Consider the following 22,810-nt stretch of genomic DNA (forward strand, 5'->3'; position numbering starts at 1 on the left):
CGGAGCGGGGCAACCAGCACGACCACGGCATCGACATCGTCGCCAGGGATCTGCACACCGGCGGCTGGTGCGCGGTGCAGTGCAAGTTCTACAACCCGCAGCACCACGTCTCGAAGGCCGACATCGACTCCTTCCTGGCGGCGTCCAGCAAGAGGGGCTTCACGGGACGGGTGATCGTCTCGACGGCGAAGGACTGGGGCCCCACCGCCGAGAGCCAGCTCGATGGCCTGACCGTCCCTGTCACCCGCATCGGGATCAACGACCTGCTCGAGAGCCAGGTCGACTGGTCCCAGATCGACTGGCAGGCGCCCCAGACCTACCTCCCGCTGCACGGTAAGAAGCAGCTCCGGCCGCACCAGCGCGCGGCCAAGGACGGGGTCATCACCGGCCTCGCGACCCACGACCGCGGTCAGCTGATCATGGCCTGCGGGACCGGCAAGACCTTCACCAGCCTCAAGGTCGCCGAGCAGCTCGCCACCGACAACAAGGCGAAGAACACGACGGTCCTCTTCCTCGTCCCCAGCATCCAGCTCGTCAACCAGACGTTCCGCGAATGGGCGCAGGAGTCGGAGCTGCCTTTCCGAGCCTTCGCCGTGTGCTCCGACGTCAAGGTCGGCAAGAGCGGCCCACGGCCGAAGGATGACCCCGAGGACATCGCCGTCCACGACCTCATCATCCCCGCGACGACGGACACCCAGGCGCTGGCCGCCAAGGTCCGCGAGGCCCACGAGAACGACCGCTTCACGGTGATCTTCTCGACCTACCAGTCGATCGACGTCGTCGCTCAGGCGCAACGCGACGGGGTGCCCGAGTTCGATCTCGTCATCGCCGACGAGGCCCACCGCACCACCGGCGTCACGCTCGCCGACACCGTCGAGTCGCAGTTCGTGCGCGTCCACGACAACAGCTACATCAAGGCCGCGAAGCGCCTCTACATGACGGCCACTCCCCGGCTGTTCGACCCGAAGGTCAAGGAGAAGGCGACCACCTCGGATGCCGTGCTCGTCTCGATGGATGACGAGAGCCTCTACGGGCCCGTCCTGCACCGGCTGGGCTTCGGTGAGGCCGTCGAGAAGGACCTCCTCACCGACTACAAGGTCCTCGTCCTCAAGGTCGACGAGGGCTTCGTCGCCGAGTCGTTCCAGGGCGAGCTCGCCCAGTCCGGTGAGATCAAGCTCGAGGATGCGGCGAAGCTCATCGGCTGCTGGAACGGCCTGGCCAAGCGCTTCGGTGACACCCTGACCACCGACGACCTCGATGGTGACGACCTCACCCCGATGAGGACCGCGGTGGCCTTCGCCGCGAACATCCGCGCGAGCAAGGCCGCGCGCGAGACGTTCCCCAGCATCGTCGACCGCCTCATCTCGACCTACGCCGAGGACGAGGACACCGGGGCCGAGCGCACGCGGAACCGGATGAAGGTCGACATCCGGCACGTCGACGGCACGATGAACGCGGTCGACCGCGGGAACGAGCTGGCCTGGCTGCGTTCGGGTTCGGACGAGGCCGACAACGTGTGCCGCGTGCTGACGAACGTCCGCTGCCTCAGCGAAGGCGTCGACGTCCCGTCGCTGGACGCGGTGATGTTCCTGACGCCCCGCGGCTCCCAGGTCGACATCGTCCAGTCCGTCGGCCGGGTGATGCGCAAGGCCGCCGGCAAGAAGCTCGGCTACATCATCCTGCCGGTCGTCGTCCCGGCCGGGATGTCGCCCGAGGCGGCTCTGGCCGACAACAAGCGCTTCGAGGTGGTCTGGGAGGTGCTACAGGCCCTGCGCGCCCACGACGACCGCTTCAACGCGATGGTCAACCAGCTCGACCTCAACAAGAAGAAGCACAGCAAGGTCGTGATCATCGACGGTGGCGGTGGGCGCGCTTCGTCGGGGTCCGAAGACTCCACCCAGCTGACACTGCCCTTCGGGATCGAGGAATGGCGCGACGCCATCTACGCGCGGATCGTCAAGAAGGTCGGCGAGCGACGCTACTGGGAGACCTGGGCCAAGGACATGGCCAAGATCGCCGAGCAGCACATCGCGCGGATCACCGGTCTGCTCGCCCACGAAGACTCGAGCGCGGCCCAGGAGTTCGAGGCGTTCCTCGGCGGCCTGCGTGGCAACCTCAACGACAGCATCACCGGGGCGGACGCCATCGAGATGCTGGCCCAGCACCTCATCACCCGCCCGATCTTCGAAGCCCTCTTCGCCGGATACGACTTCGCCGCGCACAACCCCGTGGCGCAGACGATGGAGCGCATGCTCGCCGTCCTCGACGAGCACTCCCTCGACACCGAGAACGCCGAGCTCGAGCGCTTCTACAGCTCCGTCCGCGGACGGGTCGAGGGCGTCGACAACGCCGAGGGCCGGCAGCGGATCATCATCGAGCTCTACGACAAGTTCTTCGCGACGGCGTTCAAGAAGACCGTGGACAAGCTCGGCATCGTCTACACCCCCGTCGAGATCGTCGACTTCATCCTCAACTCCGCCGACGAGGTGCTCCGGGAGCACTTCGGGCAGGGCCTGACCGACGAGGGCGTGCACATCCTCGACGGCTTCACCGGCACCGGCACCTTCATGGTGCGGCTGCTCCAGTCGGGGCTGATCAAGCCGCACGACCTCGCCCGCAAGTACGCCAACGAGCTGCACGCCAACGAGATCCTCCTCCTCGCCTACTACATCGCCGCCGTCAACATCGAGACGACCTACCAGGACCTCGTGCGCGGTTCGCTCGACGAAGAAGCCGCGTACGAGCCGTTCCCGGGTCTCGTCCTCACCGACACCTTCCAGTCGTACGAGCAGGATGACGAGGACGACCTTGGCGTCTTCCCCGAGAACAACGAGCGCATCAACCGCCAGCGCAAGCTCCCCATCACCGTGATCGTCGGCAACCCGCCGTATTCAGTTGGTCAGGACAGCGCCAACGACGACAACGCCAATGAGAAGTACCCGACACTCGATTCAGAAATACGTAATACATATGCCGCACGATCGTCAGCCACTTTGCTTCGGAACTTGTATGATTCGTACATCCGCGCCATCAAATGGGGCTCGCTGCGGATCAAGGACCGAGGCGTCATCGCCTTCGTGACGAACGGCGGCTGGCTCGACTCGAACGCCTTCGACGGCATGCGATTGACCCTCGTGGATGAGTTCTCCGCGATCCACATCTTCAATCTTCGCGGCAATCAGCGCACAGCCGGCGAGCAGTCACGCAGGGAGGGCGGCAAGGTCTTCGACGCCGGCTCGCGCGCGACCGTGGCAATCACGGTCCTCGTCAAGGACCCCGCGCAATCGGGTCCGGCAGCGATCCGCTACACGGACATCGGGGACTACCTCACCCGTGAGGAGAAGCTCGTCAGCATCGCCTCGGCTGCAAGGCTGTCGCGTCTCGACTCTCAAGCACTCGCTTGCAACCAAGAGGGCGATTGGCTCAACCAGCGCCGAGATGACTTCGGTTCCTTCCTTGAACTTCGACGCGGCATTTTCGCTGACTATTCGTTGGGCGTTTCGACGAGCCGGGACTCATGGGCCGTCGGGTCCTCACGTACGGCAGTCGAGGCAAATATCGAGCGCTTGGTGGACAACTACAACGCTGCCCTGGGCCGTGCAGAAGACGCTGGTGTGGTTGGACCACGCGACATCTCGTGGTCCCGGGGCCTACGGGCCCGTTTTGAGAGGGGGCGACCTTTAACCCGCGCCGAGAACCGATTCGGCTTCACGTCGTACCGACCCTTCCAGCGGCAGTGGGGACTCCTCTCAGGGCCGCTACTCGAGGCTCAGGGAAAGACACCAGCGATGTTCCGGCCCGAGACCCAGCTCGCGCTCTCCGTCTTGAGGCCGAACGACCGGACGCCCTTCGCAACACTCTCCGTTGCTGACCCCCCCAATCTCGGCTTCTTCATGGACCCGCCTGACATCTTGCCTCGTTGGCGCTATAAGGAGGTTCAGGCGGATGAGTCGCTCTTCGAGACTGACGAGGGCCCCGTAGTCGACGGGTATCGGCGGATCGACAACATCACGGATGAGGCGCTGACGCGGTTCCAAGCCGCGTACGGGGAGTCGTTCACGAAGGACGACATCTTCTTCTACGTGTACGGGCTGCTGCACTCGCCGGAGTACCGCGAGACCTACGCAGCCGACCTCAAGAAGATGCTGCCGCGCATCCCGCTGGTCGAAGGCGCAGCGCCCTTCGTCGACGCCGGCCGGAGGCTGTCGGAACTGCACCTCGGTTACGAGTCGGTCACTCCCTATCCGCTCGACGGCCCGGACGTGGACGCCCCGGATGACGACACGGCGTACGACGTCTTCAGAGTCGAGAAAATGGCGTTCGCGAAGAAGCGCGACCCAGAGACGAAGAAGCTCGTCGCCGACAGGTCGACGCTGATCTACAACGACCGGATCACGTTGAGCGGGATCCCGCAGGACGCCTACCGGTACATGCTCGGCTCGCGCTCGGCGGTCGAGTGGATCATCGACCGCTACCGGATCAAGACCGACAAGGCGTCCGGGATCGTCAACGACCCGAACGACTGGTCCCGCGAGGTCGGCGACCCGCGCTACATCATCGACCTCCTCGCCCGCATCGTCACGGTGAGTCTCGAGACGATGCAGATCGTCGACGCCCTGCCCCCGCTCGACATCCTCGAGAACCAGCAGCCGGAGAAGAGTCAGTGAGCAGCGGCGAGCGGCGAGTCCTCGGCGGCTCACCGGTGTGCCGTGCTGCGAGCGCCCTGGACCTGCTCCGGGATGACGTCACCTACGCCGACGCGGTCGTCGTGGCTCGGCTCGTGTTCGACCACGACGGCGGACCCGTGCCCGGTCGAGGCAAGCGCGCGCTCATCGACATCCGGGGCGCGCGGCGTCTGGTGCAACTCGGTCTCGCAGAGCTCGACGAAGGCTTCGGGTACGAGGTCGGCAGGCAGGCGAGCTCCGGCTGGCAGCTGCGGGCGACCCCTGAGGCTCACGATCTTCTGCGCCGGCTCGCTGACGAGCCGCCCCTCTGAATTCACACCCCTCACGATACGAAGGAGTGCGATGCACACCCTCCAGGTCGGCAACCGCTACGACCCGAGCCGGTCCAGTTACCCGCAGACCGAGCAGGTCCGCTTCACACCAGAGTTCAGTGAGCTCGCCCGGTTCTGGCCCTCCCCCAGTCAGTCCGAGGTCGACGCCCACCGAGACGACGCCGAGTTCGCGGCGGTCCTCGTGTCGGAGCACCTGCTGATGTTCGCCTACCGGTTCGGTTCGCTCGACTGGTCGGACGTGCCGTTCCAGATCGGGCGCCTGCGCGACGCCGACCTCCGCGGGATCCCCGAGGGAAGGCTCGAGGATCCCATCCACCTCCGCACCCTCCTCGTGGACTCGGACACGGGCATCATCCGCGCGATGCGCCGCGACACCCTGTCGTCAGAGGTCTCCGCCATCATCAGGGGATCGCTCCAGATGCAGCTCGACGTGCCGTTCGACGACGACACCGCCGGTCGGCACCTGTCGACGATGTACCAGCACTTCAGCACCAGCGAAGCGATGGTGCGCGAAGCGGCTCAGGCTCGCTGTTCCGCTCCGCGACGGAGCACCGTGATCTCCGAGACCCACTACGGGTGAACACCTGACACGCCAAGTACGTGGGGGGCCCAAGAACTGGCCCGTGCGACGACCTCCGGCAACGAGTACCGATCACCGGCCCGGACGAGACATAGGGGCCCGGGCATCGGCAGTCTCCGCGCCCGCGCTGAGGTCGCCGGCGGGTCTGGGGGCAGGGATTCTCGGCCCGGTGGGGGCTGATCCGTAGTGTTGGCCGGGTGATCAAGTCAGCGAACCAGTACCCGGTCCACGCCTTGCTCAGCGCTGAAGGCAACGTCATGTATCGCGTTCCCACGTACCAGCGCGAGTACTCGTGGCAGAAGGGGCAATGGGAGGACCTCTTCGAGGATCTGGTCGAAGCCGATGGGGCGCACTTCCTGGGGACGATCATCACGCTGGACCAGACGACGGACCAGCTCGCCGGCGGAGTCCTCGAGGTGATCGACGGCCAGCAACGCCTCACCACTCTGACCTTGCTGCTGCTGCGGTGCACTCGACATTGCAGGATCATTCCGATGCTCTCGACGACGATGCTCGTACTGACCTGGCGATCCTGAGTCGGCAGCTCGTCCGGGGCAACGACAAGGCACCCCGCTTGACCCCTCAGACACAGGGCCACAACCTGACCGACTACCTGGCGGTGCTCGACGACGCGGGCCTGCCCGTGACCGGCAGTAAAGCCCCCTACTTCCCGATGCGTCGGATGAACAAGTGCTTCCGCTACTTCAAGGACGCCATCGCGGAGCTGGCCGTGGAGCGGAAGACGTCGGTCGTCCAGACCGCCACCGACATCCGCAAGGCTGCCCAGTCGGCAATTCTCGTCAAGATCGAGGTGGTGAGCCATGCGGATGCTTTTGTCCTCTTCGAGTCGCTCAACAACCGCGGGATGCCCCTCACCCCGGTGGACCTGATCAAGAACCACCTGCTCGCCGAGTCGGAGCGCCGGAAGATCATGGCGGTCGACGAGGCCTTCGCATCGTGGAACCGGATCCTCGGCCATCTCGGCGACAGCTACGTGAACCAGGAGCGGTTCCTTCGCCACTACTACAACGCCTTCAAGGGCGAGCTGCCTGACATCCCTCGGGCGCCTGTGGCCACCAGGGCCGACCTCATCCGCATCTTCGAAGCCCTGTTCACGGACGATCTGACGGCCCGGCTCGACGATCTGGAGGCTGCGAGTCGGGTGTACGGGCGGATCACCCGGGTGATCGGCGACGGCGAAGGTGGGCCTGACCTGTCCGAGGCGCTGGATCGGCTCATGCATGCGCAGGGGGCACAGTCCTACGTCCTTGTGGTGTGGGCCATGGTGAAGCACGGGGCACTGGATCTCACCGAGAGCCACATCACCGAGCTCGTGGACCTGATGACCAACTTCTTCGTCCGCCGCAATCTCACGGGGACTCCGCAGACGTACTCCCTCCCGTACCTCTTCATGTCGATCATCGAGGAGGCTTCCACCGTGCGCGGTGACGACCTGCTCGAGACGGTCCGGCGCCGTGTGCGAGAGGTATCGGTGTCGGACAACGACTTCCGGTCACGCCTCAGTGGCCCCCTCTACGCCGAGAACAGCGACGCGACCAGGTTCATCCTGACCCGCCTGGCCGAGAGGCAGATGACCAAGGAGACACACGTCGACCTGTGGGCGTACGACTCAGGCCACTACCGGTGGACGATCGAGCACATCTTGCCGCAGGGGGCCAATCTTCCTTCGGGGTGGCGAGAGATGCTGGGCGGCAGCGAAGAAGCCGCAACTGCACAGGAAGCACACGTCCACCGTCTGGGAAACCTGACGATCACCGCCTACAACAGCAGCCTGGGTAACAAGACGTTCGAGGAGAAGCGCGACCGTCGCGATTCTCAGGGGCTTGCCATCGGATACCGCAACGGGCTGTCCCTGAACGCGGACCTCGCGACCCGGGCGGAGTGGACCGTCGCAGCGATCGAGGAGAGGACCGGCAGGCTCGTCGACGAGGCCGCAACGCTGTTTCCGCTCTAGGGGGCCGTCGGCGAACCGACCTGGAGGAGGGTCGTGCGCTCGCAGCTCGACACCCTGGGGTGCTTCCTGGTGCCCGTCCGCTCTCCGCGCCGGATGAGCGTCACCGCTGCGCCTCATCGCTGCTGAGACGAATGGTGGCGCCTTCTCTTGTCACGCCCCCTCGTTCAGACATACCCCCGACGACGTCAAGCAGCCGCCGCGTCATGTCCTGCGTCCGGCGGCCCCAGCCGAAGATGCGAGCGGTGGCCGTGAGCAGCTCCTCGACGTCCACCCGGCCCGAGTCTCGCAACAGGTTCACCAGCGCCTCTTCGAGCTCCACGTCGGGGACCTGCCCGGCAGTTCGTGCGGTAACGCCCGGCACGGGAACGCGGACGGGGAAGGCCCGCCGAGACGGGACGTCGACGAAGTCGCCCACGACCGTGACCTCGGCCGCCTCGATCGCCGCGCGAATGTTGGCGTGGATGCGATGGCCCACGCGGCCGATCCCCCAGGCCTCGCGGAGGCGATGCTGGAGCACGTCGACGTGTACGGGACCTTCACCGTCGGCGACGGCGCGCACGCCGTCGACCATCTCCCACCGAGCGGACGGGTCCGACACGTCGACCCACGAAGGCAGCGGCGGGACCGTCGCCGGGACGTATGGGACGGTCCATGTGGGTTGCTCGTCCTCACTCACTGCCTCGAGCTCGACGATGGCCCGCTCGAACGGACTGATGGAGCCGGACAGCCGGCCGGTCACCGGCGCCGAGAGCGCATCCTCGATCGCACGCCGGAGCCGTTCCTTCTCGCGCTCCCGGTCGCGGTACCACGCCGTTCCCCAGATGCGGTGAAGGCGCCATCCCAGGCCTTCGAGCACCTGCTGCCGTAGGCGGTCCCGGTCCCTCGCTGCGGGCGAGGAGTGATACATGTAGCCATCGCATTCGACCCCGATGGCGAAGACCCCCGGATGCTCGATGTGCTTGACGCCGATGTCGATCCGGTACCCCGCAGCCCCCACCTGGGGCTCTACGTCATAGCCCATGGCTCGGATCGCGTCGATGACCGAGTCCTCGAACGGGCTGTCGGTGCCGAGCCCCGAAGGTCCCAGATCCAAGGCCAGCGCTGCCGGGCCACGCTCCGCGTAGTCCAGGTACCCCACGAGGTGTCGAACGCTCTCGTTCGTACTCGGCGGGACGTCTCCCGCACGGACCGAGGACACGACCTCGACCCGTTGACGCGCACGCGTCACGGCCACGTTCAGGCGTCGCCATCCCTTGGGGCGGTTGAGGGCTCCGAAGTTGGTGGTCACCTTTCCGTTCTCGTCGGGTCCGTAGCCGATCGAGAAGATCATGACGTCCCTCTCATCACCCTGGACCGACTCCAGGCTCTTGACGAAGAAGCCGTTGAGCCGGTCTCCGTCGAGCTGCGCCGCCAGGTCCGGCCGCTCATCGAGGGCCCGGTCGAGGGCGTTCTGGATGGCATCGGCCTGGGCCACCGAGAAGGTCACGACACCGAGGGATGCATCCGGGCGCGTGCTGAGGTGATGGAGTACGCGCTCCGCCACGTGCTGCGCCTCGACGGGGTTGTCGCGCGAGGTCCCCCGCCGGTAGATGCCCGGGACGTGGAAGAGCTCGACGCCCACGTCCGGCCCCTCCGCGTGCGCTCCCGGGAAGGTGACGAGTCTGCCCTCGTAGAACCGGTGGTTCGAGAAGGCGATGAGATCTTCGTGCCTCGATCGGTAGTGCCACCTCAACCCGAGGTTGCGGAACCCTCCGGATGCCTTCGACAGCTCGAGGATCGACTGGAAGTCGCTGACGTCGGTGTCGGACTCCTCGTCCTCGTCGGCGGCCCGGTCGAAGAAGGAGGTCGGCGGAAGCTGCCGGTCGTCGCCCGCCGTGATGAGTGCCTTGCCACGGTAGATGCAGTTGATGGCGTCCCCCGGCGTGACCTGAGACGCCTCGTCGAAGATGACGACATCGAAAGCCATGTTCGGCGGGAGGTACTGCGACACGGCGAGCGGCGACATCATGAAGCACGGCTTCACCGCGACGGTCGTGGTGCGGGTCTGCGAGATCAGCTCCCGCACCGGCAGGTGACGAGTCTTCTTCAGCCCTTCGCGCCGGATGAGAGCCGGTTCGCCCACGTCGAGCCGCCGAGGGCGCAGTGCGTTCGCGGCCGTGATGACCCCGCTCGTCGCGGCCGGGATGAGCATCTGGTCCAGTCGTCGGAACTCGTCGACGAGCGCATCCCGGTCCGTCGACCGGAACGGTGAGAGCGACGGGTCGCTCGCGAGGACCGCGTCGGCGAACGACGACAGGACTGCCCTCTCGAACACCGCCGGGACCACGGAGCTGCTGACCCTGTGGTCCACACAGAACCGCTCGACGTCACGCAGGCCCGCGTCCCGCAGCTCCGCTGTGGCACGGACGTAGCCCAGCCACTCCTGCTGCCCTGAGCCGTCACCGTCGAGTTCGTCGATCAGGCTCGCGGCGGTGGCAGCGAGGTCCATCTCGTCCTCGAGGTCCTCGCGGCGGTCATCCTCGAAGGCGTCGATGATCGCGTCGCGCGCACGCTCCCACGCCGAGATGACGAGCGAGAGGTTCTCCGTCCGCCGGGCCGTCATCAGGGCCTTGACCTGGGACTCGCTGAGGGGGCGGTCGAACCCTCGGCGCACCTTGCGTACCTTCGTCGCCCAGGTGACGCCCATGTGGACGGCCGGGAGGTCCGTCTCCAGCCCCCGATAGAGCTCATGACCGATGTGGGCCTCGGCTTGGGCCGCCGCCTCAATGGCTCGCTGCCGTGCGCTGAGCGCGCCGTCGCGTGCCTCCAGCATGACAAGGGCATCGTCGGCCGGCAGATCACGCCCGATGACGGCCGCCACTCCCGCGCAGACTTGGGCGGCGCGATCCAGAGGTTCGAGATGGGCCCGCAGCCACTCGGATGCGCCCGCGACCGAACCGACCACAACCTCCGGGCGGTTCAAGCCGAGGCCGTCATCGGAGACTTCACCGCGTAGCCGCACGAGATCATCCCGAGTACGGTCCACGAGAGCCTTGATGCTCGGATCCGGAACACCGGCGACCGTTCGTGCCGCCTGGGGCCAGAGAGCCGGCGGAACGGCACGAAGGATCTCCTCCGCGTGGTTCAGCGCCGCGTCGAGCCGCTCGAAGTCCGTCTCACGTCCCTGCCAGTAGCGGCCCAGAGCGCCGGCCATCCCCTGCTCTGCCGTGCCGAGGTCCGCCTGGGCCCGAGACCATGACACGGCCAGCCCGAGGTCCTTGATCGCGTCATCGAGGTTGACGACCTCCGCCTTGAAGGCAGCAACGGTCTTCTTGTCACGCCGGTACTCCCCCATGAGCTTGCGAAAGCCCTTGTGGACCGTCGTGAAGCGGGCGTGCAAGTCTGCGAGCGGCGCGGCTAGGGCCGCGGGGGTGAAGGTCCCCTGGGCCGCCGCCTCGGCAGCCGCCAGTTCCCGGACCCGGGAGCCCAGGATCTGCGCTGCCCCCCGCGCCGACGCCAGGCCATCGGTCGTCAGCCACGTCGCCTCGGGAGGTGCGTCCATGAAGGGGATGGCCGCGATCGACAACACGTGGTCGATGTCCGAGAAGGTCGCCGGCACTGGTACGCCGAGCACTTCGGCCAGGCGCGAGGCGGAGTCCCGACATCCGTCCGCCGTGGTCGCCCACCCCGACATGCGGCGGCGGAGCTCCTCGGCCCGCGAGCCGGTGAGAGCGCCAACGGACACCGGGCTCGGTGTGGACACGGAGACCGTGTAGTCGCTCGGAAGGTCCTCCGTGGGCGGCAGTGACCGCCAGGCGTCCCCGACCACTTCCCGAACCCGTTGCTCTTCAGCCCTGACGGCTGCGATCCCCGCCTCCACGGTCGATACCGCGCCCTTGACGATCTCCAGGTCCTCCACCGTGAGCCACGCGTTCGGCACCTCTGCGGGTCGGGCTACGGAGAGCTCGATGAGCGCGTCGAGGAGGTGGAGGTCGGACAGCGCAGGCAAGTCGAAAGCCTCTCGAAGGCCGTCGTTGTGGCGCGCCACCCCCTCCAGCTCTTCGAGACCACGCCGCGCGGCGTAGATCCGCGCCCCGAAGGGGGACTGGTCCGTGACGCCGCGCCACAGGAAGCTCTGGCCCTCCAGAGCAGGCCTCCAGCACCTGGCGAGACGCGCTGCGGCATCGGCGATCGCGCCGAGGCCAGTCTCCGTGAGCGCGAGACCGGGTGACTTCGGCGTCGGAGCATGGGGTGCTTCGTCGAGCTCGGCAACGCGACCCAGTACCTCATGGACGGTTCTGCCGAGACCGGGACGGACCTCGTTCATTGCCCGCGCGTAGGCCGACAGCTGCGTCCGTCGGTCGGCCGCCTGGCTCCGGTCGCGGGCCGACATCGGCGGCGGCGGCACCGGCACCGTGTCGAGGGCCGACGCGAGCTGCGCAGCAACTTCTTTGCGGCTCGCCTTGTGGCTGTGCAGCTCGAGGACGTAGCTGCCCAGGCCCACGTGCTCGAGCCGGTTCCTCACGACCTCGAGCGCCGCCGCCTTCTCCGACACGAACAGTACGGTCTTCCCGGTGTGGAGCAGCGCGCCGATCATGTTGGCGATCGTCTGGGACTTCCCCGTGCCGGGCGGGCCGTCCATGACAAAGCTGTGCCCAGCCACGGCGGCGGCGACACAGGCCCGCTGTGACGAGTCCGCGTCCAAGACCAGGGGCGTCGACTCCGGGGGCGCCTCGTCGTCCACCTGCTCCGTAGGGATCTCCTCGAAGAGGAACCCACCGCCTTGGGCCGTGGGGTCCTGCGTTGCGAGCGCCGTGACCACCGGATGCGCCGCGATCGCCTCGGCGTTCTCCAGCAGGTCCCGGTACATCGCCTCCTTCATGAAGGAGAAGACCGAGAGGGTCACGTCGGAAGAGACCATCCACCCCGGCTTCTTCGCTACGGCCGAACGAACTGCGTCCAGGAGCTCCTCGACGTCGGCGGTCTCCGGGTCCTCGACTGTTGGAAGAGTCACCCCGAAGTCGTTGAGCCGTAACGCCAGGGCGGGGTTGAGCACTGCGTCGCCGTCGTCGTTGGCCTTCAGCTTCGGATCGTTCTGACGTCCCATCGGCACCAAGGTGACCGGGACGAGAAGCAGGGGGCTGGCGAACCTCGTGCCGTCGACGTCGGCCCAGTCGAGCATGCCGAAGGCGAAGTACAAGACGATGAGACCCCGGTCCAGGTACTCCTGGTGCTCGCGACGCTGGAGGTTCTTCAGCGCACGACTCAGGTCCCTCTCCAGCATCGAGGTGCTGAGTGCCGTCGGGTCCGAAGGCGGCGTCGTGGACTTCTCCCCGGACTCTGCCGGTTCGGGCCGGCCGCGGAGGCGCCAAGTTCGTCCCGCCCGTAGGCCGGCCAGCACGGTGGCGATGTCCGGACCGTCGATAGGCACGCTGCCCGTCTTGGTGTGCTTGAAGTTCAGGGCGCGGTTGGTTCCCGACAAGTTGATGAGACCGTCACGCCAGACCCGTAACGCCTCGTCGACGTCGGTCGGGATCGATGAGACCTCACTTCGCGGTCGTCCCACGTGTCCTCCCGTGTCCTATCGTGCGTGCGACCCCGGCGCCGCCCCCACAGAGCGGCGACGTTACTTCACCGGTCCATCAGAAGTGCGAGGCCCTGCCCAATTGCTGCGGCCGCGTGCTGACGGACGGGTCTTGGGCGCTGAGGAAGTCGGAACGATGGCGGGGCCGGACAGCCGAGCGGCCGCTCTTGGTCTAGGTACGGGGGCCTGATGCCCCGGGCTGCTCACGGGACTCGCATCCTGCGGGCATCGCAATGACGCGGCCGGGGACGCAACAACTGCCCATATCGGTTGAGCCGCAAGTCTTCGTGGAGGATCCGGCCCACTGAACTCCGGACGTAGGAAACCTGGTTGTCACGCGGCAGCCAGCCTGTGGCCTCGACCGGTGCGGCCCGTAGGCTTCAGGATTCGCTGCCGGAGGGAAGGTGCTCCTTGCTCCAGCGGTCGATGCGGGAGTTGCGTGCGGCGATGAAGTCCACACTCCGGTCGCGGTACTCGCGGTAGGTCTCGACATCCCCGGGGATCGCCCCGGCACCGAAGTCTGTTGACGGCAGGAAGAACTTCACGCCCCCGGTCTCACGGTCGACCAAGTCCTGAAGCAGGAAGAACTCGACGTAGCCAGCGAACGATCCGAACAATGCGAAGAAGTCGTCGTACCGGGCGATGGTCGGCCCGAGGGGAGTCCGGGTGTCGCCGTCGTAGTACCGCCGGATGCACTCGAGCGTCAGGTCCATGCGGTCGGCGATCCGCCTGTGCATCCCGCGGCCAGTGTTGATCGTCCACTTGCGTTCGATCTGGTTGCCCGGGAAGACCATGAAACCGCCGATGGTGTGGCCGAGGTCCCTGAACGACTCCACTTCACCGTCGTCCAACTGATCGAGAACGGGCCCCGCGACCAGCCAGCTCTTGAAACTCGGGATGACCGAGTCGCTCCCGAGGAAGAACTCACCCCGGTGGGACTGGTGGTACAGGTAGGCCCGCGGTCTCGTCGTGACCAGATCGAAGGTCTCGCCGTTCGGCAGCGGCTTGCTCCACAGCAGCTGGTGATACCGGCGAAGCGTCGGGCTGTGGGAGTCGGGGTCCTTGCCTCTGGCGTCGGTGCGGACGTCGAAGGACGTGTCGATCACGGGCGGCTCGGTCATCGTTCCTCGACTTCCTGTGCCTGACTGGGCACTTCCGGACATTCGAACGGTAGCCCACCCCCGGAGCGCGTCGTCCCACGACTGTGACCGGGCACTGCTTCGTCCAGGCGAGATCTCGCAGATGCGCCGGAGATGTGTCAGACCCCTGTGATGTGCTCGGTCCATGTACCGCAACACATCAACCGTCGTCGGCGTCCTCGCCGGCAGCCTTCTTCTGTCCGCCTGCGGCAGCGGCGACTCGAGCGCCCCGTCTTCGCCCGCGGCCAGTAGCGCGACCTCGAGCGCGCCGTCCACGACGGCCGCCAGCACATCGCCAGCTGCCACACCCACGGCACCCCCGGTAGCGGCCGAGGTGGCCGACAGCATCAAGCAACCGTCGGCCACGAAGATCGTCGCCATCACCGAGGACAACGATCCGAACAACCTGATCGGCCGACCCAACGGGTACGTGAGTGCGGCGGTGATCTACGACTCCAACGCGACGTGCACTGACATCGGGGTGGATTGCGGAGCGACGGTCGAGGTCTGGCCGGACGAGGCCTCGGCCAAGACGCGCTCCGAGTACATCCTGAGCATCCTCAAGGCTTCCCCCATCCTGGGGAGCGAGTTCCACACCCTCGACGGACCCGTGCTGCTCCGCGTGGACGGGAAGCAGCTGAAGCCTTCGCTCGCGAAGAAGTACGCCGCGGCGCTGACCGGCTGAAGCCCGCCGATATCGTAGTTCCGGAGGAGTTCCCCTCCGACCCTGGGCGTACCTGCTCGCCTGCTCTCCTGGACCGTGCCGTCGGCGGTATCCCCGTCGCGGTGAGCGGCCGGCGCGACGTGCGACCCACACTCCCCTCGCCTGTTGTACTCCTGGGCTAGGTTCTCGGCATGCCTCAGTACCCCCGCATCAGGGAACAGCACATCGCCGTCTTCGGAGAGAGCGGCTCCGGGAAGACGGTGCTGCTCTCGTCGTTCTTCGGACCGACCCAGGAAAGGTCCTACTCCAACGACCTGTGGGATCTCGTGGCCGACGACACGGGTCAGGGAAACCGGCTCTTCAAGAACTACGTGGGCATGCGAGACGACGCTGAAGTCCCCCCGACCACCAAGTTCGCGTCCACGACGTACCACTTCAGCCTCAAGCTCAAGGGCACGGACGACTCCGCCGTGAAGCGCCGGCCGTTCGACGTGCTTAGGCTGGCGTGGCACGACTACCCCGGGGAGTGGTTCGAGGAGACGCCGGGAACCGCCGAAGAGGAGGCGCGGCGGGTCGACACGTTCCGCTCACTCCTGAGGTCAGATGTCGCACTCCTGCTGGTCGACGGACAACGGCTCGCGGGGCACCGGGGCGAGGAAGAGCGCTATCTGAAGTCTCTCCTCACGAACGTCCGACAGGGTGTGTTGCGCCTCAAGGACGATCTCCTCGCTGGCCAAGGACCCCTCACCGAGTTCCCCCGCATCTGGCTCATCGCGTTGTCGAAGGCCGACCTGCACCCCGATTGGGACGTCTACGCGTTCCGCGACCTCGTCGTGAAGTGCGCGGCCGACGAGATCGATGCCCTGCGCGACACGCTGAGCACGCTCATCGAGGCTCCGGAGGCGCTGTCGGTCGGCGAGGACTTCATGCTCCTGTCGTCCGCGAAATTCGAGCTGAAGTCCGACCACCTGACACCGGAACGTATCGATGTCACGCAGCGGGTCGGCGTCAACCTCATCCTCCCGGTCGCCTCCCTCCTGCCCCTCGAGCGACGCGTCGAATGGAGCGGGCGGCTTCAGGTTCCGCGGCAGGTCCTCGACACCGTCGCCGATGGCGCCGACCTCTTGGCCATCGCGCTCACCGGTGAAGCGGGAAAGGCTGTCAAGAACCTGGTAGCGAAGATTCCCCGAATCGGTTCGCTGGCCAGCCGAGCGGTGGTCCCCGTGCTCACCAAGGCGGCGCAGATGACCGGCTCGCAACTACGAGCGGCCAACGAAGGCGCCCGCCAGAATCACGACACTCTCACGGCCACCTTGACCCAGTTCAAGCTCGACCTGGAGCAGGGCGTCACGGACGCCCTGCTCATCAAGAAGCGGTGATGACGGAGTTCCAGACGGCGCCGGCCGGCGTGCTGTGGGCCACCCGGGGCCGAACCTGGGGCTTCCGGTTCCTCCTGGACGGCGGCCTTGCTGACCCCCTCGCTGCCTACGAGGCGATGTTCGCCGAGCTCGGCGACAAGGCGACCGGTTGGGTGGGCAATGCCCAGCAGGTCGGAGTGCGCTTTGTCGACCCCGAGGGACGACGAGACCGGAGCGGCCGGCTGATCCCCCACGACTTCCTCGTGACGGGCGACCTCGCGACGCAGATCGCCTCCGTGGACGACGCGCTGCGCCTTCTATGGCCCCTGGTGACCAGTCTCTACGCGCGTGTCTGGGATCAAGAAGCCCCACCGTCCCCGGAGGACGTGCGCTTCGATAACTCGTCGCCGCTGCGAGCGGATTGAGACGAGCCCACGCCGTCGCCTTGCCAACACTGGTACTGAGTTGGAGGGATCCACAGGCCTCGGACGAGGGCCGCTGGCAGTGAGCAACACCTCTCTCTCGTTCACGCCACGAGAGCCGTGACTCCGTAGAACAGGGGCATCGCGACCGGTGCCAGTCCGTATGACGACTTGACCGCGTTCCTCGCTTGCCGTCTGGCCTCACCGGCCGGTGACACGCGCTCGGCCTCCCAGTCTCTGAGAGCACGTTGGTACGCGTCCAGGTCTCGCTCGTGAGCGACGTGCGCTTCAGCCTGGCGCTGCGCCTGTTCGGCGCGGGCCGCAATCAACTCGCGGTTCCATCGGACCCACGCGGGGTTCTCCACCATTTTGAACCGCGGTCCGTAGGCCTTGATGCACGTGCTGCCGACCCGCGCCCTCCGGCTCTCCATGTTCGTGAGTGGACGGCCGCAGATGGTGCAGTGCGAAGCGAGTTCGTGAATCCGGCGGGTAGGTTCCGCGGGCAGCTTGCGCAAGTGGACTGAGTGAAGCCGGGGTTCACGCGGACAGCGCCCCGTGGAGTGGTGGGGTTTGGGGTGACGGCGCGGCGTCCTGAATAGAAGGGGGCCACCGGCGAGATTCTCGATGTGTACCGCCAAGCACGCATCGAAGGAGACCTCACCGATGGCCTTGTCCCAGTCTGCCGTGTCCGAGCTGTTCGAGGTGTTCCGCACCGGCGAGGGCACCGATTTCATCCGTGAATGCGTCCGGGTGGCGATGCAGGAGCTGATCGAGACCGAGGCGGCGGCCGCGGTCGGCGCCGGCCGCTACGAACGGTCCGAGACCCGCACCACCGAACGCAACGGGTCCCGGCCGCGGCTGTTGACCACCCATGCCGGGGACGTCCAGCTGGCGATCCCCAAGCTGCGCGCGGGCTCGTTCTTCCCGAGCATCCTGGAGCCACGCCGGCGGATCGACCAGGCGTTGTACGCGGTGGTCATGGAGGCCTACGTCCACGGCGTCTCCACCCGCTCCGTGGACGACCTCGTGGTCGCTCTCGGTGGGTCGGGGATCTCCAAGAGCGAGGTGTCCCGCATCTGTGCCGGGCTGGATGAGACGGTCGGGGCGTTCCGCACCCGCCGCCTGGACCATGTCGAGTTCCCGTACGTGTACCTCGACGCGACGTACCTGCACGTGCGCACCGAGCAGGCCATGGTCACCTCCAAGGCCGTCGTCGTGGCCACCGGCGTCACCAGCCAGGGCCGGCGGGAGATCCTGGGCCTGGACGTCGGCGACAGCGAGGACGAGGTCTTCTGGCGGGCGTTCCTGACCGGGTTGAAGAAGCGCGGCCTGACCGGGGTCAAGCTCGTGATCTCCGACCAGCACGCCGGCCTGACCGCGGCCATCTCCCGTGCCCTGCAGGGCAGCTCACACCAACGGTGCCGGGTCCACTTCATCCGCAACGTCCTGGCCCACGTGGCCAAGGGCGAGTCCGAGATGGTCGCCGCGGTCTTCCGCACGATCTTCGCCCAACCCAGCCTCGCACCGATGAGCAAGCAGTGGGACAAGGTCCGCGACGAGCTCGCCGCCCGCTACCCCAAGATCGGCCCCTTGATGGACGACGCCAAAGCCGAGGTCCTCGCCTTCGCCGCGTTCCCCCGTGAGCACTGGCGCAAGATCTGGTCTACCAACCCCCTGGAGCGGCTGAACAAGGAGATCAAGCGCCGCTCCCGGGTCGTGGGGATCTTCCCCAACGAAGCCGCCGTCATCCGCCTCATCGGAGCCGTCCTGGCCGACACCCACGACGAATGGGCCACCGACGAACGCCGCTACCTCTCCGAAGAATCCATGGCCAAGATCGGCACCACCGAGCATGATGACCCTGTCGCCCTCACCGAGGGTTGACCGGTCGGCATCGAGATGACCTCAAAGCCCACCACTCCACGGGACTCTTTCTTCACGCGGAGCCACTGGATCCTTGTGCGGCGCCAACGAAACGGCCCGGTGCCCCAGCAACGCGCACCAAGCAACCAGCATGAGGACCGGGCCGAGCAACCCCAACCCATCGAGGGTTCCAACGATCCCTGCGGCCGCACCGATGCCAGCGCCACCCAGCGTCCACCACGTTCGGCGGTTCTGCCGCTCAACGCCCATATCCACGCCCCGACTCCCCACTCGTCGAACTGGTCAACAGCACACGAGGGCCCGGGCGACCTTCGCCCGGGCCCTCGTTGTGCTGCTGAGTGTCAGCTGTCAGTTCTCATCCGGTTGTCACTCCGGTTCTCATCGCTGACATCTGCGAGTCCGTCCGCGCTCAGGCTGCCTGTACGAACTGATGCGATGGCGAGACGCCGGAGTGGGGCAGCGCGAAAAGGTGCGATCCCGCCACGCCTCCGCCGAGGTGCCGACATACGAGGTTGGTGGCGGTGCTACTCACGGCGGCGAGGTCGGCGGCCGACCCGTGGTACGTCGGGACGGAGCAGCCGAGCGTCGGTATGAGCGCCTCGGCAGGGTCCATGTCCTCCCAGAAGACCCGGTAGGCCTGTAGGTCACGCTTGGCCTTGACCTCATTGCCGACGTGCTCGTCGATCTCCTCGGGTGCCATGGTTGAGCCGGGCGGACACATGGTGACCAGACCGAGGGAGCCGCTGTGGGCGTCGGTGCTGACCCGCGCGATGAGCGGGAGGTCAAGTCCGTGGCCATGCAGTGCCGTCCACGCACCTCCGACGCTACGGCTCACCGTCGCATCGACGATGAGGTCGAACTGCTGCGGGTCGGGCATGCTCTCCGCGGCGACCACGTCGATCGTGTCGCTGATCTGGCGAATGCGGCGCGCAAGGGCCGATGCCTTGTCCCTTCCGATGTCGTCCTCGGTGTAGTTCTGGCGAGTGAGTAGCCCGCCGTCAATGATGGCTGGATCGACCAGTACGAGGGTGTGCGCTCCGGCCCGGGCGATGTACTCCCCCATCCATGAGCCGATGCCGCCGCAGCCGAGCAGGAGCACACGCTTGCCTTGGAGTACATGCGTTGGGCGTCGATGGTCACGGCGGGTGGTGACCGCTGGCCGCTCGTCTGAGATGCGGATCCACTCAACCGGTGCCTCGCCGTTGCCGTCGCGGACGTCCTGTGCCCGAAGACGCAGCGCGAGGAGGGACGGGGCTTCGTTAACTGGATGCGGAACGAGGAGCACAGCGGTGACTGTTTCGCGGTCCGGGTGCTTCATCGCCATGCGCGAGAGGGCTTCAACGAACCTGAGGGCTGCGATCGGGCTTTCGTGCTTCACAGATGGTGTGCGGTCTGACCTGATTGGCTCGCCGGGGACCGGGAGTCCCATGCAGGGTCGGGGCGCCTTCACGAATGATGGGTGCAGGGCGCGGGGAAGGGTTCCGGAGGTCTCGATCGAATCTGCGATGGACCGGTACGTCGAACCGCTCGGAATGTAGAAGGGCCCCGGGGTTGGCATGAGCAAGACGGAGCGGTCTCGCTCCCCGATGGGTGGGTGTTCGTCCACGAGGTCGACCCGGCGTGGTGTGCGTTCTTGGACGTACGCGAGTCGGGGCTGGGTGCCGTCGAGTGTTCGAACGACGAGAGTCTGCTCGCCAGAGGTGGCACGGCTGTAGCCACCCACTGCGTGGTAGAGCGATGTGGCAGCGTCGAACCGGCCCGCGGCCGCGTCCGTGAGCCAGTCCCAAAGGCGCGCGAGGACGTTCCGGATGGTCATCCGGGAGTCCCATTCGCGACTGGGGTCGAGGTAGAGACAGAGGTCGCGTCCACCCATGACGTGGGGGAACCCCACCCACCGCGCGTGGTCGACGAGGACATGCGGCGGCCGGTCTGTATCGTCGCCGACGACCAGCGTGAACCGCTCTTCGTCGGCGAGCGGCAGGACGGGGAATCGACGTGTCCCTCTGGCTCCGCGCGGGATGGACGTCGTGTCCAGCGCGATGATCGTGGTCACCAATCCCACACCATCAGCGTCGAGCCGTCGGATGATCCGGAGGCCGGTAGCGGGATCGCTCGCAACGTCGGCGAGGTCGCGGCGTACCTGCTGCTGGTACGGCGACATGGACGAAGACGTGCGGGACCTGCTCAACCGGCGCGACCTGAGTGGCTGGACGATGAACCGGCTGCACCGGCACCTGCCGCCCCGACACCGAACTTCGAGGCACCCTCCGAGCGCGAACCATCCGTGAGGTCGGTCGGGAAGTCGTCACCGAAGATGGCAGCCCACTTGTCGAGGCTGTCCTGCTCGTCCTGGGCGTCGTAGGCGTCGCGCATCGCGCTCGCGTAGCCGCTGATGCGGTCCTTGAGTCGCTGGAATGTGGGCTCGTTCCAGCGGTGGTCGAAGGAAAGTCCGGTTCCTGAGGGGTCCCTGATCTCAGGTTTGCCGGGCTGCGCCTGAAGCCAGTCGTTGAGGTCCTCGACGAGACGGACCAGTGTCGTGGGCACGTCCCCGTAGTAGTTGGGGTCGAAGATGGTCTTCATTGCGCTCACACGGTCACCGAGCAGTGTGGTGAGGATGATGGACTTCGTTCCCGCCCAGTCGCTGTTGTCGCGCAGGTACTTCATGAGCCTGACGACTTCGCGGAAGTTGCGGTCGGTGATGTCGTCACGCTCCCGCATCCAGTTGGTGAAGGACTGCGGGTTGGCGTCTTCCCACTCGTTGTCGTCTCCGTTGACGATCACGTTACGGCCGTCGCTCAGGCTGAGGAACGGGACGATGTCGACGTGCGAGTCGGCGTAGGTGACGGTCACGGCGCGGCACGAGTGGCTGACCGGCATGGTCTTGTACTTGTCGCTCCGGTTGAGAGCCCGCTTGATCGCGTTGCGGTACTCGACCGGATCCGACCAGTCGTCGCTCTCTCGCAGCACGAGCATGAAGTCGGCGTCGAACTCGCGATCCTTCTGGGGCTTGATGATCGTGCGGTGGGCCCACGATCCTTGCGGGTCCTTCTTGACGATCAGAGGGTTGAGTTCCTCGTCAGCCTTCAGCGCCCCAAAGATCGCGTCAACGTTGCGGTCGAGGAGTTCGAGGCTGCCCTTGCCGAGGTTGACATGGTCGTTGAGGAAGTCGTTGAACTGCTTAACGTTCTCCATGGAGGCGCTCCTTCTGGCGGGCAATCTGATCTGGGGTCACGTGCGGTTGGTAGGCGGCGGCGTTGTGCGCAGCGAAGCGGGCCGTGTAGGCGGGGCCAAGGCGCCGGGCAGCACCTGACGCCAGCGCTTTGAGGTCGGCAGTTCTCTGCGTATCGAGGGTGAACGTTCCCTCGGGTACGACGACGTCGAAACGGGTGTAGTTCTCGGGGCCGACGAGGTGCTCAGCCACACCTTCGCCGCTCTTGCTCCCTGCTCGCATGAGGAGAGGGAGGACGTGAGGGAGCCACGCCTTCAATCCACCCGTGTGGATGGAGTTCGGCAACATGCCGAGCGTGTCAGTTGTGCCGACGTTGAGCACTTTGATCTGGCTTAGGGGCGCTTCGAGCATGCTGACCGCTTCGGCTATGGCCACGACCGAGGGGTTGTTCGCCCAGATCCCGCCATCGATGAGGTGCTGGTCGTCGACGGTGGCTGGTGCGAAGAAGGTCGGGGCGGCGGAGGTGGCGCGCGCGACGTCGACCATTGGGATCTTCCAGTCGCGGGTCAGTCGCCGATGATGAGGAGTCTTGAAGAGGTGCACTTCGCCGGAGCGGACGTCCCAGGACGTGACGACCAACGGTTTGACACTTTCCCCGAGGAGGCGGTCACCCAGGACGTCTTTCAGGGCTTCGGTGAGAGCGTCCGCGTCGTATTGAGGGTGGGTGATGCGACGCATGAGGGAACGGCGGGTGCGGCGGCTAGCCGGGAAGATGGTCGTGACCAGAGACTCGTAGTGGTCGGCGATCTCGGCCGGGCTCAGCCCGGCCCCCAGGCCAAGCGCGATGATCCCTCCAGCGGAGGTGCCAGCGATGAGGTCGAACGCATCGGTGATACACACACCGAGGTCTTCCTCCAGGCGCGCGAGCACGTTAATGGTGAAGAGGGCCTTTGCCCCTCCCCCGTCCAGCGCCAGCACCTGCATAGAGCGTCCTCCTCCCTGGCTCGCTCTTGACCGTACTAGCCCGCCCTGACACTCC

Annotated in this window: 15 protein-coding genes; 9 read left to right on the forward strand and 6 right to left on the reverse strand. The window is 66.5% G+C overall.

Annotated elements, in window-relative coordinates:
- The first annotated feature begins 50 nt into the window (after positions 1-50).
- The 5 genes from ATL31_RS02655 to ATL31_RS02670 all read left to right on the forward strand — a co-directional run bounded on the left by ATL31_RS02655 (position 51) and on the right by ATL31_RS02670 (position 7,572).
- Positions 51-4,667: a DEAD/DEAH box helicase gene (locus ATL31_RS02655; RefSeq protein WP_245862616.1), complete on the forward strand. Its 4,617-nt coding sequence runs from the start codon at positions 51-53 to the stop codon at positions 4,665-4,667.
- A complete protein-coding gene (locus ATL31_RS02660; protein WP_101394412.1) occupies positions 4,664-4,996 on the forward strand; it encodes a hypothetical protein in 333 nt (110 codons plus the stop codon). The genes ATL31_RS02655 and ATL31_RS02660 overlap by 4 nt, the downstream gene beginning before the upstream one ends.
- A gap of 31 nt (positions 4,997-5,027) precedes the next feature.
- The gene (locus ATL31_RS02665) at positions 5,028-5,597 is read left to right on the forward strand and encodes a hypothetical protein (protein WP_101394413.1); all 570 of its coding nucleotides are present in this window, start codon (positions 5,028-5,030) and stop codon (positions 5,595-5,597) included.
- Positions 5,598-5,794: 197 nt separating this feature from the next.
- Positions 5,795-6,133, forward strand: coding sequence for a DUF262 domain-containing protein (locus tag ATL31_RS16605; RefSeq protein ID WP_211283953.1), 339 nt, complete (start codon positions 5,795-5,797; stop codon positions 6,131-6,133).
- On the forward strand, positions 6,064-7,572 hold the full coding sequence (locus ATL31_RS02670; RefSeq protein ID WP_211283954.1) for a DUF262 domain-containing protein: 1,509 nt from the start codon (positions 6,064-6,066) through the stop codon (positions 7,570-7,572). The genes ATL31_RS16605 and ATL31_RS02670 overlap by 70 nt, the downstream gene beginning before the upstream one ends.
- 100 nt (positions 7,573-7,672) lie before the next feature.
- Here the strand turns inward: ATL31_RS02670 and ATL31_RS02675 are convergent, their stop codons facing one another.
- Positions 7,673-13,117: a DUF3320 domain-containing protein gene (locus tag ATL31_RS02675; protein WP_101394414.1), complete on the reverse strand. Its 5,445-nt coding sequence runs from the start codon at positions 13,115-13,117 to the stop codon at positions 7,673-7,675.
- Positions 13,118-13,515: 398 nt separating this feature from the next.
- Positions 13,516-14,622, reverse strand: coding sequence for a DUF6994 family protein (locus tag ATL31_RS02680; protein WP_245861850.1), 1,107 nt, complete (start codon positions 14,620-14,622; stop codon positions 13,516-13,518).
- Here ATL31_RS02680 and ATL31_RS02685 point away from each other — a divergent pair.
- The 3 genes from ATL31_RS02685 (at position 14,609) to ATL31_RS02695 (ending at position 16,721) form a co-directional block, all read left to right on the forward strand.
- Complete coding sequence (locus tag ATL31_RS02685; protein ID WP_101394416.1) at positions 14,609-14,959, forward strand: hypothetical protein; 351 nt, start codon at positions 14,609-14,611, stop codon at positions 14,957-14,959. The two genes, ATL31_RS02680 and ATL31_RS02685, sit on opposite strands and share 14 nt — an antisense overlap.
- 170 nt (positions 14,960-15,129) lie before the next feature.
- Positions 15,130-16,317 (forward strand): TRAFAC clade GTPase domain-containing protein, encoded by a 1,188-nt coding sequence (locus tag ATL31_RS02690; RefSeq protein ID WP_101394417.1) that lies wholly within the window; start codon positions 15,130-15,132, stop codon positions 16,315-16,317.
- Positions 16,317-16,721 carry a hypothetical protein gene (locus tag ATL31_RS02695; protein WP_101394418.1) on the forward strand — a complete coding sequence of 135 codons (405 nt, stop codon included), beginning with the start codon at positions 16,317-16,319 and terminating at the stop codon, positions 16,719-16,721. Before ATL31_RS02690 ends, ATL31_RS02695 begins: the two co-directional genes overlap by 1 nt.
- Positions 16,722-16,822: 101 nt before the next feature.
- Here the strand turns inward: ATL31_RS02695 and ATL31_RS17165 are convergent, their stop codons facing one another.
- A complete protein-coding gene (locus tag ATL31_RS17165) occupies positions 16,823-17,452 on the reverse strand; it encodes a DUF6011 domain-containing protein (RefSeq protein WP_425440319.1) in 630 nt (209 codons plus the stop codon).
- On the opposite strand from ATL31_RS17165, the gene ATL31_RS02705 reads away from it, so the two are divergent.
- Entirely contained in the window at positions 17,382-18,602 is a 1,221-nt protein-coding gene (locus ATL31_RS02705; protein WP_101394420.1) for an IS256 family transposase, read from the forward strand. The genes ATL31_RS17165 and ATL31_RS02705 overlap by 71 nt on opposite strands.
- Before the next feature lie 409 nt (positions 18,603-19,011).
- Here the strand turns inward: ATL31_RS02705 and ATL31_RS02710 are convergent, their stop codons facing one another.
- From ATL31_RS02710 to ATL31_RS02720, 3 genes are read right to left on the reverse strand one after another with little or no spacing between them, the layout of a single operon-like run.
- Complete coding sequence (locus ATL31_RS02710; RefSeq protein WP_101394421.1) at positions 19,012-20,763, reverse strand: ThiF family adenylyltransferase; 1,752 nt, start codon at positions 20,761-20,763, stop codon at positions 19,012-19,014.
- A gap of 23 nt (positions 20,764-20,786) precedes the next feature.
- The gene (locus ATL31_RS02715) at positions 20,787-21,794 is read right to left on the reverse strand and encodes an SMODS domain-containing nucleotidyltransferase (protein WP_101394422.1); all 1,008 of its coding nucleotides are present in this window, start codon (positions 21,792-21,794) and stop codon (positions 20,787-20,789) included.
- Positions 21,781-22,755: a CBASS cGAMP-activated phospholipase gene (locus ATL31_RS02720; RefSeq protein ID WP_101394423.1), complete on the reverse strand. Its 975-nt coding sequence runs from the start codon at positions 22,753-22,755 to the stop codon at positions 21,781-21,783. Before ATL31_RS02720 ends, ATL31_RS02715 begins: the two co-directional genes overlap by 14 nt.
- Positions 22,756-22,810 lie beyond the last annotated feature (55 nt).

Source organism: Phycicoccus duodecadis (assembly GCF_002846495.1).
Taxonomy (GTDB): domain Bacteria; phylum Actinomycetota; class Actinomycetes; order Actinomycetales; family Dermatophilaceae; genus Phycicoccus; species Phycicoccus duodecadis.

What these genes read in the sequence shown, in the direction of transcription:
- ATL31_RS02680 (WP_245861850.1), bottom strand. Translation starts at nt 14,622, where the DNA reads ATGCTGTCGGCCACCTCGGCCGCTACCGGGGGTGCCGTGGGTGTGGCA.
- ATL31_RS02695 (WP_101394418.1), top strand. Translation starts at nt 16,317, where the DNA reads ATGACGGAGTTCCAGACGGCGCCGGCCGGCGTGCTGTGGGCCACCCGG.
- ATL31_RS02665 (WP_101394413.1), top strand. Translation starts at nt 5,028, where the DNA reads ATGCACACCCTCCAGGTCGGCAACCGCTACGACCCGAGCCGGTCCAGT.
- ATL31_RS02710 (WP_101394421.1), bottom strand. Translation starts at nt 20,763, where the DNA reads ATGTCGCCGTACCAGCAGCAGGTACGCCGCGACCTCGCCGACGTTGCG.
- ATL31_RS02715 (WP_101394422.1), bottom strand. Translation starts at nt 21,794, where the DNA reads ATGGAGAACGTTAAGCAGTTCAACGACTTCCTCAACGACCATGTCAAC.
- ATL31_RS02705 (WP_101394420.1), top strand. Translation starts at nt 17,382, where the DNA reads ATGGCCTTGTCCCAGTCTGCCGTGTCCGAGCTGTTCGAGGTGTTCCGC.
- ATL31_RS02720 (WP_101394423.1), bottom strand. Translation starts at nt 22,755, where the DNA reads ATGCAGGTGCTGGCGCTGGACGGGGGAGGGGCAAAGGCCCTCTTCACC.
- ATL31_RS17165 (WP_425440319.1), bottom strand. Translation starts at nt 17,452, where the DNA reads ATGAAATCGGTGCCCTCGCCGGTGCGGAACACCTCGAACAGCTCGGAC.
- ATL31_RS02690 (WP_101394417.1), top strand. Translation starts at nt 15,130, where the DNA reads ATGCCTCAGTACCCCCGCATCAGGGAACAGCACATCGCCGTCTTCGGA.